The sequence below is a fragment of the Coprococcus aceti genome (assembly GCF_025567285.1).
In the GTDB taxonomy this organism is placed as follows: Bacteria; Bacillota; Clostridia; order Lachnospirales; family Lachnospiraceae; genus Coprococcus; species Coprococcus aceti.
The window spans coordinates 1-14,639 of sequence record NZ_JAOQJT010000006.1 but is presented as its reverse complement, the minus strand read 5'-3'; the positions used below and the strand labels follow the sequence as shown (position 1 = coordinate 14,639).

General features: G+C 42.4%; 14 protein-coding genes, 1 pseudogene and 1 riboswitch. Of the genes and pseudogenes, 5 read left to right on the top strand and 10 right to left on the bottom strand.

Annotated features, from left to right (window positions below):
* Nucleotides 1-65: 65 nt before the first annotated feature.
* The 4 genes from OCV54_RS09100 to OCV54_RS09085 form a co-directional block, all read right to left on the bottom strand.
* Nucleotides 66-1,055, bottom strand: a complete 990-nt coding sequence (locus OCV54_RS09100; RefSeq protein WP_055223667.1) for an ion transporter — start codon at nucleotides 1,053-1,055, stop codon at nucleotides 66-68.
* A 46-nt stretch (nucleotides 1,056-1,101) separates the two neighbouring features.
* The gene (locus OCV54_RS09095; RefSeq protein WP_022216619.1) at nucleotides 1,102-1,368 is read right to left on the bottom strand and encodes an OmpA family protein; all 267 of its coding nucleotides are present in this window, start codon (nucleotides 1,366-1,368) and stop codon (nucleotides 1,102-1,104) included.
* Nucleotides 1,369-1,918: 550 nt separating this feature from the next.
* The gene (putP, locus tag OCV54_RS09090; RefSeq protein WP_015533312.1) at nucleotides 1,919-3,400 is read right to left on the bottom strand and encodes a sodium/proline symporter PutP; all 1,482 of its coding nucleotides are present in this window, start codon (nucleotides 3,398-3,400) and stop codon (nucleotides 1,919-1,921) included.
* Nucleotides 3,401-3,803: 403 nt separating this feature from the next.
* A complete protein-coding gene (locus OCV54_RS09085; protein WP_070099117.1) occupies nucleotides 3,804-5,129 on the bottom strand; it encodes a phenylacetate--CoA ligase family protein in 1,326 nt (441 codons plus the stop codon).
* Between the two features lie 254 nt (nucleotides 5,130-5,383).
* A riboswitch (TPP riboswitch) is annotated at nucleotides 5,384-5,489 on the top strand.
* Nucleotides 5,490-5,571: 82 nt separating this feature from the next.
* On the opposite strand from OCV54_RS09085, the gene thiS reads away from it, so the two are divergent.
* The 5 genes from thiS to OCV54_RS09060 all read left to right on the top strand — a co-directional run bounded on the left by thiS (nucleotide 5,572) and on the right by OCV54_RS09060 (nucleotide 9,052).
* Complete coding sequence (thiS, locus tag OCV54_RS09080) at nucleotides 5,572-5,772, top strand: sulfur carrier protein ThiS (RefSeq protein ID WP_055223665.1); 201 nt, start codon at nucleotides 5,572-5,574, stop codon at nucleotides 5,770-5,772.
* Nucleotides 5,772-6,542: a thiazole synthase gene (locus OCV54_RS09075; RefSeq protein ID WP_015533315.1), complete on the top strand. Its 771-nt coding sequence runs from the start codon at nucleotides 5,772-5,774 to the stop codon at nucleotides 6,540-6,542. Before thiS ends, OCV54_RS09075 begins: the two co-directional genes overlap by 1 nt.
* Nucleotides 6,543-6,556: 14 nt before the next feature.
* On the top strand, nucleotides 6,557-7,810 hold the full coding sequence (gene thiH, locus OCV54_RS09070; protein WP_055143820.1) for a 2-iminoacetate synthase ThiH: 1,254 nt from the start codon (nucleotides 6,557-6,559) through the stop codon (nucleotides 7,808-7,810).
* Nucleotides 7,811-7,832: 22 nt separating this feature from the next.
* A complete protein-coding gene (gene thiE, locus OCV54_RS09065) occupies nucleotides 7,833-8,480 on the top strand; it encodes a thiamine phosphate synthase (RefSeq protein WP_055143818.1) in 648 nt (215 codons plus the stop codon).
* Nucleotides 8,481-8,602: 122 nt separating this feature from the next.
* Entirely contained in the window at nucleotides 8,603-9,052 is a 450-nt protein-coding gene (locus OCV54_RS09060) for a PadR family transcriptional regulator (RefSeq protein ID WP_015533318.1), read from the top strand.
* Between the two features lie 56 nt (nucleotides 9,053-9,108).
* Here the strand turns inward: OCV54_RS09060 and OCV54_RS09055 are convergent, their stop codons facing one another.
* The 6 genes and pseudogenes from OCV54_RS09055 to OCV54_RS09030 form a co-directional block, all read right to left on the bottom strand.
* On the bottom strand, nucleotides 9,109-10,407 hold the full coding sequence (locus OCV54_RS09055; protein WP_055223663.1) for a CAP domain-containing protein: 1,299 nt from the start codon (nucleotides 10,405-10,407) through the stop codon (nucleotides 9,109-9,111).
* A 551-nt stretch (nucleotides 10,408-10,958) separates the two neighbouring features.
* Nucleotides 10,959-11,492, bottom strand: a complete 534-nt coding sequence (locus OCV54_RS09050; protein ID WP_262563281.1) for a hypothetical protein — start codon at nucleotides 11,490-11,492, stop codon at nucleotides 10,959-10,961.
* Between the two features lie 165 nt (nucleotides 11,493-11,657).
* On the bottom strand, nucleotides 11,658-12,866 hold the full coding sequence (locus OCV54_RS09045; protein WP_015533321.1) for an ATP-binding protein: 1,209 nt from the start codon (nucleotides 12,864-12,866) through the stop codon (nucleotides 11,658-11,660).
* A gap of 583 nt (nucleotides 12,867-13,449) precedes the next feature.
* The gene (locus OCV54_RS09040; RefSeq protein WP_055223661.1) at nucleotides 13,450-13,869 is read right to left on the bottom strand and encodes a hypothetical protein; all 420 of its coding nucleotides are present in this window, start codon (nucleotides 13,867-13,869) and stop codon (nucleotides 13,450-13,452) included.
* A gap of 10 nt (nucleotides 13,870-13,879) precedes the next feature.
* Nucleotides 13,880-14,128, bottom strand: coding sequence for a hypothetical protein (locus tag OCV54_RS09035; protein ID WP_055223659.1), 249 nt, complete (start codon nucleotides 14,126-14,128; stop codon nucleotides 13,880-13,882).
* 66 nt (nucleotides 14,129-14,194) lie between these two features.
* Nucleotides 14,195-14,639, bottom strand: a pseudogene (locus OCV54_RS09030) (hypothetical protein); the annotation flags it as partial.

The following is a 14,639-nucleotide window of genomic DNA, read 5'->3' as shown; positions in this document are numbered from 1 at the left end:
TTTTTTTGTAGTTTACAGAAACTTCTCATTTATAATCTCAATTTTATATTTATTACTTGCATAACCTAAGATAATGAGCTTCCACGTCTCTTCTCAAGAAATTTTGACTTCACTATCAGAATATCACCTGTCTGTATCTCCAGATCACCTGTCGGCAGTATAGACATATTATCCCTGAGTACCATATATATATTCACACCATACTCCTCCGTAGCCTGGAGTATGGTCCTGCCGCAAAACTTGCTCACATCATCTACGAGCAGTTCTCCAATCTCGTCCACATCAACAACTTTGGACTCCTCGTTGGCATTGTTCTGATACTGTTCTACAAATCCGGCGCTTATGATACCTGTAGGTATCGCTACCAGCAGAACTCCCATAAATGCTATGACTATCGCCATGCATTTGCCCAGCAGCGTGATCGGGTAAATGTCTCCATACCCCACGGTAAGGACTGTCGATACCGCCCACCATATGCCGCTGAAGGCGTTGCTGAACACTCCCGGCTGTGCGGCATGCTCAGTGCTGTACATACACAGGCTGCTCGCCATCATCAGTATAAATATGATGAACATGGACGATATGATCTGTCTGCTCTTTCTCAGCAGGACCATCTTGATGACATTGAAGCTGTCGTACTTTGAATTGATCCTGAAAAGATGGAATATACGGATCACCCTGAGCATCCTGAACGCCACGAAGCCAGACAGAAAGAACACTGGTATGATCGTGAGCAGATCCACAACTCCGTCATATGATATGAGGAACTTTCCTATAGCCTTTCCTCTGGTGCATGTGGGATACAGGAAATCCGCCGTCCATATGCGGAGAATATACTCAACACAGAATATGCCTGTAGTCACCCACTCGATAACACTCAGCAGCCCATAATATGGTTCAAGCTGATCGTAGGTCTGCAGGAACATCACCGATATGTTCGACAATATGACACCCACTATGAATATGTCAAATGCCCTGCTCGCCAGATTGCTTTTGTCCCCTATCTGTATTATGTCAAATATTTGCTTTTTGAGTTTTGTCTTGTTTACCGCCATTGCTCTCCTCTTATATATCTATTTGTCCTTGAGAATGTCCATCATCTCATCTATCATCTCTTCGTCCTGAAGCCTGAACTTGATCTCCACGCGTCTCGACGCTGCCATGTCCACTGCTTATGATGCCGTTGCTCTCCGTCAGACAGTACTTTGCCACTGAGAACGCTCGCTGCTGTGAAAGTTCAAGATTGTATATGTAGGAACCATTCGTATCCGTGTGTCCCTCTATGATTATCTCCGAAACGTATTCCCTGTAATCATCGCGCAGAAGCACACTGCAGTACTTCGGCAGGAACTGGTTGATGGTAAGCATACACGAATATACCACCCGTTATGGCAAACATACACACACTTATAATCGCCCTATCTCCTATCATAATTAAAAAGAGGCTGTTTTACCAGTTGAAATACTTACTCCTTTACCTGTTATTTACATATTTATGCGGGATTTACATGTTTTTACAAGGCTCTGTGCATACCGCACAAATGGCCATTTTCTTTTTGTGCACTTTGAAAAATGTGTCATAAAATCTTTAAATTTTGAAGATTTTATTTTGCAAAACGTTTTTTTTCTGTACATATTCTGTTCATATTTTGTGTATATACTGAACTCAGTTGTTCAAGAGAAAGTAATTTACTCTTAGTTGTTTAAGTTGTTGTTTAAAAAAGAACCGCCTAGCAATTCAGGTGGTTCTTTTTTTGCGCACAAAATTATCTCTTATTTAGCAAAAAAGGCTGAAAAGATACAATTTCTTCAGATTTTGTATCTTTTCAGCCTTTTATTTTGATTTAGAGATAATTTTGTGTGCAGACGAACTCATCCGCCACCAAAAGATCCCAGCATTATAACTCTACACTGCAAATTACTCCGTAGGAAGCTTAGCCTTCTCGAATATCTCAACAACCTTGTCGTCAGGCTTCTTTGTGAGAAGTGATACGACAATAGCTGTAATGAACGCTGCTGCAAATCCAGGAACAATCTCATAAAGTCCTGTTGGTGTTGCAAGGAACTTGTACCAGAGCATGTCAACAGCAAATCCGACTATGATAGAAGCAAGTGCTCCATTGTAATTCAGTCGCTTCCAGTACAATGACAGAACGATGACCGGTCCAAATGCCGATCCGAATGCGCCCCATGCATTTGACACGAGTGCCATGATACCCTCGCAGTCTGGATTCATCGCTATGGCAAGTGCCACAACTGAGATGATGATGACCACAATTCTTCCTGCCCAGAGCATCTCCTTGTCGGATGCACTCTTTCTGAATATAGGCTTGTACACATCAGACGAAAATGCTGATGATGAAGCAAGGAGCTGTGAATCAGCTGTACTCATGGACGCTGCAAGGATAGCTGAGAGAAGTATACCAGCTACAAGTGCAGGGAACACGCCTCTTACAAGTCTGATGAATACCTGTGAGTTATCTGTAAGTCCACCGCCAAGATACTTAAGGCCGACCATACCAACTACGGATGCCATAACGAGGATGATTCCCGTCCAGCAAGTACCGACTATTCTGGACTTCTTCATCTCCTTCTCTGACTTGATCGAAATATATCTTATAAGAATATGTGGCATACCCATATATCCAAGTCCCCATGCAAGTCCTGATATGATATTGATCACACTGGTCTTGTCAAATGAACCACTTATAAGGGCATTGTAATAATTGTCTGGAATGACAACATCAGGTGCTATAAAGCCAGCGCCCTGCATGGTGATGACCGCAATGATAGGTGCGATCATGAGAGCTGCAAGCATCAGAAGTCCCTGGAAGAAATCCGTCCAGCACACTGCATTAAAACCACCAAGGAATGTGTACACGATGATGATGACTGCAGCGCCGATCATGGCTGTATTCCTGTCGATGCCCATAACAGTATTGAACAGAGTACCGCAGGCCGATATACTTGACGCAGCGTATATACAATATGCAACCACAAATATAACTGCACATATTATGAGAAGCAGCTTATTGTCTGACTGAAAACGATTTGTCAAATACTGAGGTATAGTGATCGAATCGTTGTACGCTATCGAGAATCTTCTGAGTCTCGGTGCTATGAATATCCAGGCACATGCTGTTCCGATGAACAGACCAACTGATATCCACATGTTGCTGAGTCCTGTCGCATAGAATGCTCCGGGCAGTCCCATGAGAACCCACGCACTCATATCAGATGCTCCGGCGCTGAGTGCAGCCACCAGACCATTCATATCTCTTCCTCCAAGAAAATAATCCTTCTCGCCGGCATTCCCCTTGGATTTGAAGAAGAAATAAATTCCTACACCGATTACCAGGACAAAATACGCTATAAACGCAATCATCTCGTAAACATTCATTAGTTAATCCACCTTCCATAATAATTATAATTTATCTGCTCCGCACCAACTTTACCACTGCAGTGCAGTATCTCACTGTCAGCGCACATAACAAAGCAAATTCTACACGGAAACATACCAAAATGCAAGGTTTTTCAGCATTTGGCGATTTTATCTGTTTTGCCAGTTTCCCGGCGGCAGGCCTCACAGCTGATGTCTGCTGGTGCAAGCCTCCCAAGATCACTGCCTGATCCCTGCCTGATCCCTGCCTGATCACTGCCTGATAAAACAGCCGGCTCACAGCGGCATGCCCGGTCTCGATCCCGGAAAGCTCGCCATTAAGCCGGCTGTTTTATTCTCTCTATAGTCTTCCGCTCTCAAACATTTCAGTCCTGTGATTCGTCTGACTACTCAATCTTACCGATTAGAATCCGATATGTCTGTTATCTGTGATCCTCTTTGCCTTGCCCTCTGAACGTGGAATGGTCTTAGGTGGAACCAGCTCAACCTTTGCGCTGATAAGCAGTGTCTGCTTGATATCTGTCTTGATGCGGGATGCAATAGCCGCAAGCTTTGCAACATCGCCCATATCCACATCTTCCTTGAGCTCTACCTGAACTGTCAGCTTATCCTGTGAATTCACACGATCAACCACGATCATATAATGAGCTGAAGCCTCCTCCACGCCGAGAAGGACTGACTCTATCTGACTAGGGAATACATTTACACCACGGATTACAAGCATGTCGTCTGTACGGCCTGTGATACGGCTCATCTTGACTGTTGTTCTTCCACATGCACATGTGCCGTGTGTAAGTGTACATATATCGTGTGTCCTGTATCTGATCATAGGTGTACCTGTCTTGGTAAGGGTTGTAAACACAAGCTCTCCAGGAACTCCGTCTGGAAGCGGCTCCTCTGTGACCGGATCAATGATCTCTGCAAGAACATGATCCTCGTTGATGTGCATTCCGTTCTTCTCAAAGCACTCAAATGCAACACCAGGTCCACCGATCTCTGTTAGTCCATATATATCAAATGCATCGAAGTCAAGAAGCTCCTCAAGGTGCTGTCTCATCTCCTCTGTCCAAGGTTCTGCTCCGAAGTAGCCTGACTTGATCTTCAGTTCTGATGGATCGATGCCCATCTCCCTGATGGTCTCTGCGAGGTATGTAGCATATGAAGGTGTACAGCAAAGCATGGTTGCGCCGAGCTCTTTCATCATCATGATCTGTCTCTGTGTGTTGCCTGATGACATCGGAACTACCATGGCACCAACCTTAGTCGCGCCCTGATGTGCTCCAAGTCCACCTGTGAACAATCCATAACCATAAGCTATCTGGATGACATCATCCTCTCCGCCACCAGCGCACTTGATAGCTCTGGCTACCATCTCCGTCCACACATCTATATCGTTCTGGGTGTAGCCAGCTACAACAGGCTTACCTGTGGTTCCTGATGAACCCTGGATTCTGATGATGTCCTTCCTGTCTGCTGCAAACAGTCCAAATGGGAAGTTATCCCTGAGATCTGTCTTCTGCATAAATGGCAGCTTGACGATATCGTCTATGCTGTTTATATCCTCCGGCTTTACTCCCGCCTCGTCCATTCTGGCTCTGTATGCCGGTACATTTGCATATTCAAGTTCTACTGTCTTTCTAAGTCTCTCCCCCTGAAGCTTTCTTCTCTCCTCAGGATCCATACACTCCATCTCTTTATTATAGATGTAATGAATCTTCTTCTGTCTCATAACTTCACTGTCCTCCATAAGATAACTCAAATCAGCATTTGTGCAACCTGCTGATTTTGTATGACACTTTAGCGCGCCAAACAACTAAATTGTACATACATATGTGGGCTGTGTCAAGGAAAAGCCATCAATCGCAGTACATTTTCCGTATATTTTTGAGAGAACTTCGAATATTTGCGGTCAAATGACATCTTTGCCTGATAGATTACTCTTGCATTCCGGGTTTTCAGGTCGTATATTATTATCTGACAACAAAAAGAGGACGCGGGAGCTTGTAGTACAGGCTGAGAGGAAGGTGTGACCTTCGACCGGAAACCTGATTTGGATAATGCCAACGTAGGGAAGCCTGATAGCAGACGTTTGTTAAAGTGCAGACTTTATTGGAGTTACCAGATCGGTAACTCTTTTTTTGTGCAGATAAAAGACTTTGGAGGAAAGGGCTATGGTAACAGTGAACGGAAAATATCTCGACGTTGCCGGGCAGAATCTGGCGGCATTTCTTGAAGAATCCGGCTACAAACCGGTGCGCATAGTTGTTGAGATCAACGAGGAGATCATACCGAGAGAGACATACGCAGACATCACATTTAACGACGGCGACTGTGTGGAGGTCGTGAGTTTCATGGGAGGAGGAGCATTATAATGAAAGAAGACAAGCTGATAATCGGAGGACATGAATTCAATTCAAGATTTATTCTGGGTTCAGGAAAGTATTCCATGAAGCTGATCGAATCAGCTATAAAAGACGCAGGAGCAGAGATCATCACTCTGGCCGTCCGCCGTGCAAATACAAAAGAAGAGGAAAATATTCTCGATTTCATCCCGGAGGGAGTTACTCTCCTGCCAAATACAAGCGGCGCGAGGAACGCCGAGGAGGCCGTGCGCATAGCAAGGCTTGCAAGGGCTCTGGGCTGTGGAGACTTCGTCAAGGTGGAGATCATGCGCGACAGCAAATATCTCCTTCCCGACAACCAGGAAACGATAAAGGCAACCGAGGCACTGGCAAATGAAGGATTTGTGGTACTGCCTTACATGTACCCGGACCTGAATGCCGCCCGTGATCTAGTAAATGCGGGAGCCGCAGCGGTCATGCCACTGGCATCACCTATAGGTTCCAACAAAGGACTAGCTACCAAAGACTTCATCCAGATCCTCATCGACGAGATCGAACTTCCGATCATAGTTGACGCCGGTATCGGAAGGCCATCCCAGGCATGTGAAGCCATGGAGATGGGCGCTGCCGCCATCATGGCAAACACTGCCCTCGCCACAGCCGGAAATCTGCCACTCATGGCATCGGCATTCAAGGACGCGATAAATTCAGGCCGAAAGGCTTATCTGGCAGGTCTTGGAAGAGTTCTCACCAGAGGGGCATCCGCTTCAGATCCACTGACCGGATTCCTGCATGACTAAGGGGGTGCACTCAGATGGAAAACCACTTTCTGATAGACTCGGAATATCTTTCGCCGGAAGCGCTGGAGATCAAGCACCGTCTGGAGACAGATCCATCGTCAAGGAAAAGCCATATGGAATACCTTCCGGGCATGGAGGTTATTGAATCTGACATCCGCAGCAAGGTCATGGAGCACATGAACAGCTACGACTACAGCAGTTACACAGGCAGAGACGTCATGGCTGCCCTTGAACACGAGACGTGCAGCATAGAGGACTTCAAGGCTCTGCTCTCCCCCGCCGCCGAACCATTTCTTGAGATGATGGCGCAGCGCGCAAGCCGCGAGACAAGCAGGCACTTCGGCAACACGGTCTACATGTTCACGCCGCTCTACATAGCCAACTACTGTGAGAACTACTGCGTATACTGCGGCTTCAACTGCTACAATCACATCAACAGAATGAAGCTCTCAGCAGAGCAGATCGAGAAGGAAATGAAGGTCATCGCCGACAGCGGTATGGAAGAGATCCTTATACTGACCGGCGAGAGCCGCAGCCAGAGTGACGTAACGTATATCGGTGAGGCATGCAAGCTTGCAAGGAAATACTTCCGCATGGTAGGCCTTGAAATATATCCGGTGAACACCGATGAGTACCGCTACCTCCATGAGTGCGGTGCGGACTATGTGACAGTGTTCCAGGAGACCTACGACGCAGACAAATACGAGACTCTTCACCTGATGGGTCACAAGAGAGTATGGCCATACCGTTTCGACTCGCAGGAGCGCGCCCTCATGGGCGGAATGCGGGGCGTTGCATTCTCAGCACTGTTAGGGCTCTCCGACTTCCGCAAGGATGCACTGGCAACAGCCCTTCACGCGTATTTTCTCCAGAGAAAATACCCACACGCAGAGATGTCACTCTCCTGTCCAAGACTGAGACCGATCATCAACAACGATCAGATCAATCCTCTGGACGTACACGAGAAGCAGCTCTGCCAGATACTGTGCGCATACAGGATATTCCTGCCATTTGCCGGAATAACGGTATCTTCAAGGGAGAGTGCAGACTTCAGGAACGGCATAGTGAAGATCGCAGCGACCAAGGTATCGGCGGGCGTGTCAACCGGAATCGGCGATCACGAAAGCAAATACAGCGGCAAGACTTCCTGCAGTGAGCAGGGCGACGAGCAGTTCGAGATCAACGACAACAGAAGTCTTGAGCATATGTATTCAGACATAGAGGGCGAGGGGCTGCAGCCCGTACTCAATGACTATCTGTATGTGTAACAATTTTAGAAAGGACTTTGAAATGTATACATTTGATCCTACTTTATATTTTATAACGGACAGCACAGGGTTGTCCGAGGAGGAATTTCTGTACAGAGTGGAGTGTGCTCTGGACGGCGGTGCGACACTCATGCAGCTTAGAGAAAAGGAAAGAACTACCCGTGAGTACATACATCTTGCGGACAAGGTGCACTCAATTGCGCGCCGCTACAACGTGCCACTCATCATAGATGACCGGGTAGATGTGGCGCTGGCGACCGATGCCGAAGGTGTCCATGTGGGGCAGACAGACATGCCAGTCTCCATAGCCAGAAAACTCATGGGGCCTGACCGCATCGTGGGCGCAACCACCAAGACTGTTCCTCAGGCCGTGGAGGCGTATGAACAGGGAGCTGATTATCTGGGAGTTGGAGCCATCTACCCAACCACCACCAAGGTCAAGACAGTGCTCACATCCACGGATACACTGAGAGACATTTGCAAGGCAGTTCCCATCCCGGTAAATGCCATCGGAGGACTCAATCCGACCAACCTGGATGTCCTCTCGGGCATACCTATCGCCGGCATCTGTGTGGTGTCCGCCATAATGAAAGCTGACGATCCAAAGGATGCTGCCAGCCGTCTATTGGCATTATCCAGGCAGTTACAGTCAAAAACCTTTCTCAAATAAGCAAAAATTGCAAAAATACGCAACTTATTTTCATTTTAATGAAAAGAAAGGTTGCAATTAAATGATTTTGCAATTACAATCAATACAAAGTGTAACTATTTTTTTTGTATGAGGTGGTTTTAATGGAAAACGTATTAAACAGCATATATTCCAACAGTATTATGGTTCAGGATCAAAGTAATGATACCGCAAAGGAAGCAGCAGTTGAGGCTGTACATGCAAGAGTCGTTGCAAAGCCGAACTTCATCAGAGGTTCCGTGGAGCTGCTCGTACTCTATCTGCTCAGCCAGAAAGATTATTACGGCTACGAGCTGTCACAGCTCATGGACTCACTGTCAGACGGCGTGATAAAGATTCCTATCGGTTCTCTATATCCTGCACTGTACAAATTGATTGAATACGGTTTCATCTCCGATCACAAAGAGCAGGTTGGAAAGAGAATGACCAGAGTATATTATCATCTGGAGCAGCCTGGATTCCAGCGTATGCATATTCTTATAACTGAGTATACAAAGGTTCACAAGGCTATTTCATCCATACTTGACTATACTCCAGAGCCTGAGAAGAAATAATTTCTTTCAGATTAAAAATACCGTTGTCCATATTTTTTATGAACAACGGTATTTTTTTATTTTACTATTCTGTACTTCTTTGAAACTGTACCCTTATACCTTCCGGAAAACTTTATCTTCACCGTATATGTTCCGGCTTTCTTTCTCGCCTTAGGATATGTCACCTTGTAGTATTTTGATGATATTATCTTACCATTGCTGTCCTTCACAGTCACCTTAGGTGTCTTTGTCTTACCATCATACTTATATCTCGTCTGTGATAATGTAACACTCTTTATCTTCTTGACAACGATATACTTCTTCTGGCCGCATTTTCTGCATGTATGTAACACCTTGCCATCGCTTCTGGTAGTTGCTGTTTTTACTACCTTGCCGGAATATACATGCGCACATTTTCCTGTTACTGTTACCGTATATGATGCTGAACGTGATCCAACAGTGGCTGTGATCTTCACAGTTCCCTTTCTGAGACCTGTTACCACTCCTGTAGGTGACACCTTTGCAATAGCGGAATTCGATGTTTTCCACTTAGCTCCCGCAAGCACCTTATACGATGTACTTCCATACTGTCCAAGGACTGCCTTGAGTGTGAGAGTTACCTTCTGTCCCTCCTGCACGCTCTTATTTCCGGTCATCTTAACCGATGTGATATTGTCCTTCTGCACCTCCACCGTAACATCGCTCTCACCAGTGGACTTAGCCATAGTCTCAGCCTGACTGCCGCTTCCCATGAACTGGGCTGCAGTCGTATTCGGATAAGATGCATTCTTATTTATAAATGTACCAACACCCACATACCTGTTTGCAGGATTTATCATGGATGTGTAATGTCCGGTCACCGCTCCAGGAGTTCCCTTCACATAGGCATCCTTCTCGCTGTACCACTGCTCAATGCCCATGAGCATGCTCTCTGACCAGTTCCACGCAAGCACCTCGGAAGTCGGCCAGCCATTTCCCGGATATTTGAAATCAAATACAGACTTTCCGTTAAGTCTTGAGTGATACATTGTAACACTCGCCTCCGCAGCTCTGATCCTTGCTATCTTCTCAAGTCCTGCCGACCACTTGATCGGCACATAGTCGTCAAGCGTCAATTTCCGTCCATCAATCTTAACGCCCTGCTTACATGCTTCATAACGGATCTGATTGATCCTCTTCACTGCAGCCGAAGCCTCCGACACATACTTGCCCTTCATTGCTATAAACACGCAATTGGCAGATGGTTTTGTCACATCCGCAGGTATTGTCGCCGCTTCAGCACTTGTTCCTCCCGGCACGATCACTGACAATCCAACCGCAACTGCGATCGCCAGAGCCATTATCCGGTGTAACAACTTCTTCTTTTGTACTCCCATAGTTTAAATTTGTCCTCCTCTTATAATATGTATCAGCCTGTTGATTTCATTATAACTCACTATGTGATTTATTGCATGCCTATTTGCTAAACAATACAGTATATCGCATTAATCTATGTACTCAGGCATTATGTTTTCGCCTATAACACAATCCAACATTGTTTTCAATTTACCAAGTTCTTTATTTGAGTTACTCTTTATAAACTGATTTACTACCTCTAATGCCATTGGTATTTTATCTAATTCAAGAACCTCTTCTTCATAATCATCAATAATAATGTCGCATTTTTTGTTGATTTCAGCATTTGGGAACTAAATATGAGGTTTTGATTTTGACTGTCCTTAAGTGCACCCATCCCCAAAATTTTGCTATGGAACTGTCTTTATAAAAACTTTCGCTATTGCCTATTACTTCGTAAGGGCAAGTCGAAAGTTTTTGGTAAAGACAGTTAGTCTTTCATAATAAATTTTCTTGTTACAAAAAGTGCGTTTATATCGGTCAATTGGAACTTAATATGAAGTTTTGCCTTCTGGTACCATTTTCTAATCAATTACTGTGTGATAGATTTTCTTTCAACGTAAAAATTTTCAAAATTAATTTCAAAATTCCAATCGTTTCTTCCAAATGAATCCCTAGTCAAATCATTTATTCCTTGTGCTACTACCATGATATGACCAGCACAATTTTTCAACGAAACAAATATATAACCTTTTGGACAATTTATCTCTGATAAAAAGTCTGCATTATCATCATATATTAAAAGTGACCTTATTTCATTAAACTCCTTTATAATTATTAATTTTCTTTTCTCTTCTTCATAATCAGCTGATATTATTGCACCATTGATTACAGAAATATCCTTATTCCTATAATTAAGATGATTTCCTAAACTCCTATACGAAAATACTAAATTTCCCTCTTCATTATATGCACTAAATCCACTATCTGATGTTTCATATTTTTCCTTAATCATTAGCATACCTTTTCCATGCTTAAATGCATATAAGGTATATTCGTTATAAATCGAGATGGTTTTGCCTCCCACATCCCATTCCACCATTTTATCATTTTTATTAACACGCACATCCATTTTTCATACTCTTTTCGCTAATCTACCCAATATTCATCAACAATATGGACATAATCTTCTCGTTTTATATCACTTCCTAAATTCGAAAACAAATCAACTTCACGGATTCAGGTCTTTACTATGAAATTGGGTGGGATTTTGGTATTTCATCCCTCAATCTTATTCCTCACCAAGTAAGAACTGCAGCGCATTAATTCTCCTGATACCATCGTAATCAGCATCAGGGTCTTCATCCAGTGTTATGATATACTTTGGATAATGGTCTGTAATTTTCTGCAATGGTCTTAGCTCTCTTAAAAGTGTTGATTCCTCTCTGACCGTAGCAGCCACCTGATAGTAAATAATTCCCTTACTGTTCATGGCAACAAAATCCACTTCCTCTGATTCCACCTTGCCGACATAGACCTTATATCCTCGTCTAATAAGCTCAAGATAGATTATATTTTCCAGAATATGACCAGTGTCTGCATTTCTAGAACCAAGTAACATATAACGAAGTCCAATGTCAACCACATAATATTTATCAAGAGTTTTCAAATAATTCTTACCCTTCACATCGTATCGTTTTGCCTGATAAACTACAAATGATTCTTCCAGCGCTGTAATGTATTTCTCAACAGTTTTTACATCCACTTTTCTTCCGTCAGATGTCATAGTGTCACTGATTTTCTTTGTCGATGTAAGATTACCAATATTATCAAACATAAATCGTATCACACTTTCAAGCATCATCACATCGGTAATCTTCTTTCTTGAAATAATGTCCTTTAACATCACAGTGCTATAGATACTCTCAAGATACTGATTAATTACTTCTTCCTTCTCATCCAACATCATAGCATATGGAAATGAACTGAATTTCAAATATTTCTGATACTTTAGCGAAAGTTCTTTTTCATCTCCCGTTGCCTTCACATATTCTTTAAAGGAAAGGGGCAACATCTTGACCTCCACATATCTTCCGGAAAGAAATGTTGCAATCTCAGAAGATAGCATATAGGCATTCGAGCCTGTCAGATACAAATCTACATTTGGCTTTAAATTCAAACTGTCCACAACCTTTGGAAAATCTTCCACATTCTGTATTTCATCAAAGAACACATAGTGCATATCATCATCTACAAGCCTATCCTTGATGTATTTATATAATTCTCTTGGCTGCTTCAAATCTTCATAATCATAGTCTTCAAAATTAATAGCAATGATATGGTCTGCTTGTACCCCAGATTCTTTCAGATAGCCCTGAAATATCTGCATAAGCGTGGATTTGCCACATCGTCTGATACCTGTTACAATCTTTATAATGTCTTTATCTTTAAATTCCTTCAAAGTTTGAAGATACTCGTCTCTAAGTATTATCTTATTCATATAATCCTCCTGTTTTGCGAAACAAAATCCGAGTCCTATGATGAGGAGAGGATTTACCTTCTTTCTTATGAATCTATTTTCGATGACTAATTTATTTTTTATTTGCTGTATTCATTATATCCAAAAACTTGTTTATTTTCAATAGTTATTGGATTTCATTCCAAAAACTATTCTTTTATTGTTTTTTCTTGGATACCATTATTATATTCAATATTTCCAGATACAATTCCAGAAAACGTAAGCGATGTATAATCGCACGGTTTGTCGCCACCAACATTTCATTAGATAATCACTTCAGGAGTGAGTATCTCTCCGAATCAGCTGTATTTGTAGTTGGAGCCGTTTGCTCTAACTGTGATTGATTCCGGTTGAATTCACTCTGAATAACCTTTAGGAGTGAATTACTATGAGTTCAAAAAGACTGCACTACTCTGATTTCGCTTTAACCTATGAATTCCTCTACGGAATTCTGACTCGATTCATAGTAATCGGTCACCGAAAAGTTTTGCCTTCGGCAATGGTTATGGAGGTAGTTGGATTTATTAGATTTTACTTCTAAGGAAGTCTTAAAGTATAACCATAATTAAATATAAACAATCACAATGCCTGTCTCCGATGATTTATTATCATAATATGAAAATATTTTTCCCCATGCATAATCATATTCTATTCCTGTAATACTTTCATTACTTGGAATTCCTAATTCATTTTTCAAAAAATCATTATTATGTTTTCTTAATTCTTTCAGAATATTATCATTCATTGTTTGATAATTCATTTTGTACTTCTCTTCAGCATTACTTAATTCAACTTTTGATATTATCTTATTATCACAAAAAATAGTAGTCCAGAACTTTTCTTTATTTAATTCCATTGGCTCCTTGGATATATATACTTTTCCAGTATTAAATTTTATTACATTGAATTCATCTGCATTTAATATATCAATACTCGTCTTTGGTTCAATAATATATCTTCCCAATTTAATTTTCCCATTTTTCATAGCATTTCTCCTACTTAATTTCATTCATCATACCGAAATATTCCTCTAGTGATATTTTAGTATTTGTTAAACTAATCGTTTGATTATCTAATTTTTCCAGTACTCCATTAGCACAATTAAAATCAAAATTAGGGTCAAATCTTTGCGTTAATCCTCCTTGACCAAATTGCGGATTATTCAAAGCGACTCCATCTGCCACATTTAGTTCTCCATGAACTTTGTAAGGAGTTAACTTACTTCTGTATTCTGCATAAGCCATTCCTTTTTCATAATATGGTTTTACTTGCAATCCTCCAAAGACCTTTTGAGCATCATTGCCTATAGTCTACGCTACTTCTGATGTTGTAGAATACCCCGTTGGGAATGGTTCGCCCATATAGATTATATCACCATCATGTAATGTTATATTCGTATAGGCATCCACACCAGTATAGGGATAACTACCTTGCCAAGCGGACGCTACTTCTGATGGATTACAACTTTCCCAACACACATTTTCTTTCCCATATGTATCCCTATAATAATTATACCAATCCATTCCTGTAACATCGTCTATTGTTGTACTTCCACCCTCACAAGTAATACTTCTTTCAGACTCCACCCGTCCTTTGCTAGTAGACATACCCCTATTCTTTCCATCTGCTTTTGACGATGACTTTCCACCCTCAAAAACTGACCGCAAAACAAATGATGTTATTGCACACTCTGCCCAGGCCTTGGCTACATCTCCGCCTGTTATTGCTTTATCATATTTGTTTTCATGATATATG

Excerpts from the sequence above, each read along its gene's own strand:
- OCV54_RS09085 (WP_070099117.1), bottom strand. The coding sequence starts at position 5,129 with ATGAGACAGAAGAAGATTCATTACATCTATAATAAAGAGATGGAGTGT.
- putP (WP_015533312.1), bottom strand. The coding sequence starts at position 3,400 with ATGAATGTTTACGAGATGATTGCGTTTATAGCGTATTTTGTCCTGGTA.
- thiH (WP_055143820.1), top strand. The coding sequence starts at position 6,557 with ATGGAAAACCACTTTCTGATAGACTCGGAATATCTTTCGCCGGAAGCG.
- OCV54_RS09100 (WP_055223667.1), bottom strand. The coding sequence starts at position 1,055 with ATGGCGGTAAACAAGACAAAACTCAAAAAGCAAATATTTGACATAATA.
- OCV54_RS09040 (WP_055223661.1), bottom strand. The coding sequence starts at position 13,869 with ATGAAAAATGGGAAAATTAAATTGGGAAGATATATTATTGAACCAAAG.
- OCV54_RS09035 (WP_055223659.1), bottom strand. The coding sequence starts at position 14,128 with ATGGCTTATGCAGAATACAGAAGTAAGTTAACTCCTTACAAAGTTCAT.
- thiS (WP_055223665.1), top strand. The coding sequence starts at position 5,572 with ATGGTAACAGTGAACGGAAAATATCTCGACGTTGCCGGGCAGAATCTG.
- OCV54_RS09060 (WP_015533318.1), top strand. The coding sequence starts at position 8,603 with ATGGAAAACGTATTAAACAGCATATATTCCAACAGTATTATGGTTCAG.
- OCV54_RS09095 (WP_022216619.1), bottom strand. The coding sequence starts at position 1,368 with ATGCTTACCATCAACCAGTTCCTGCCGAAGTACTGCAGTGTGCTTCTG.
- OCV54_RS09075 (WP_015533315.1), top strand. The coding sequence starts at position 5,772 with ATGAAAGAAGACAAGCTGATAATCGGAGGACATGAATTCAATTCAAGA.
- OCV54_RS09055 (WP_055223663.1), bottom strand. The coding sequence starts at position 10,407 with ATGGGAGTACAAAAGAAGAAGTTGTTACACCGGATAATGGCTCTGGCG.
- OCV54_RS09045 (WP_015533321.1), bottom strand. The coding sequence starts at position 12,866 with ATGAATAAGATAATACTTAGAGACGAGTATCTTCAAACTTTGAAGGAA.
- thiE (WP_055143818.1), top strand. The coding sequence starts at position 7,833 with ATGTATACATTTGATCCTACTTTATATTTTATAACGGACAGCACAGGG.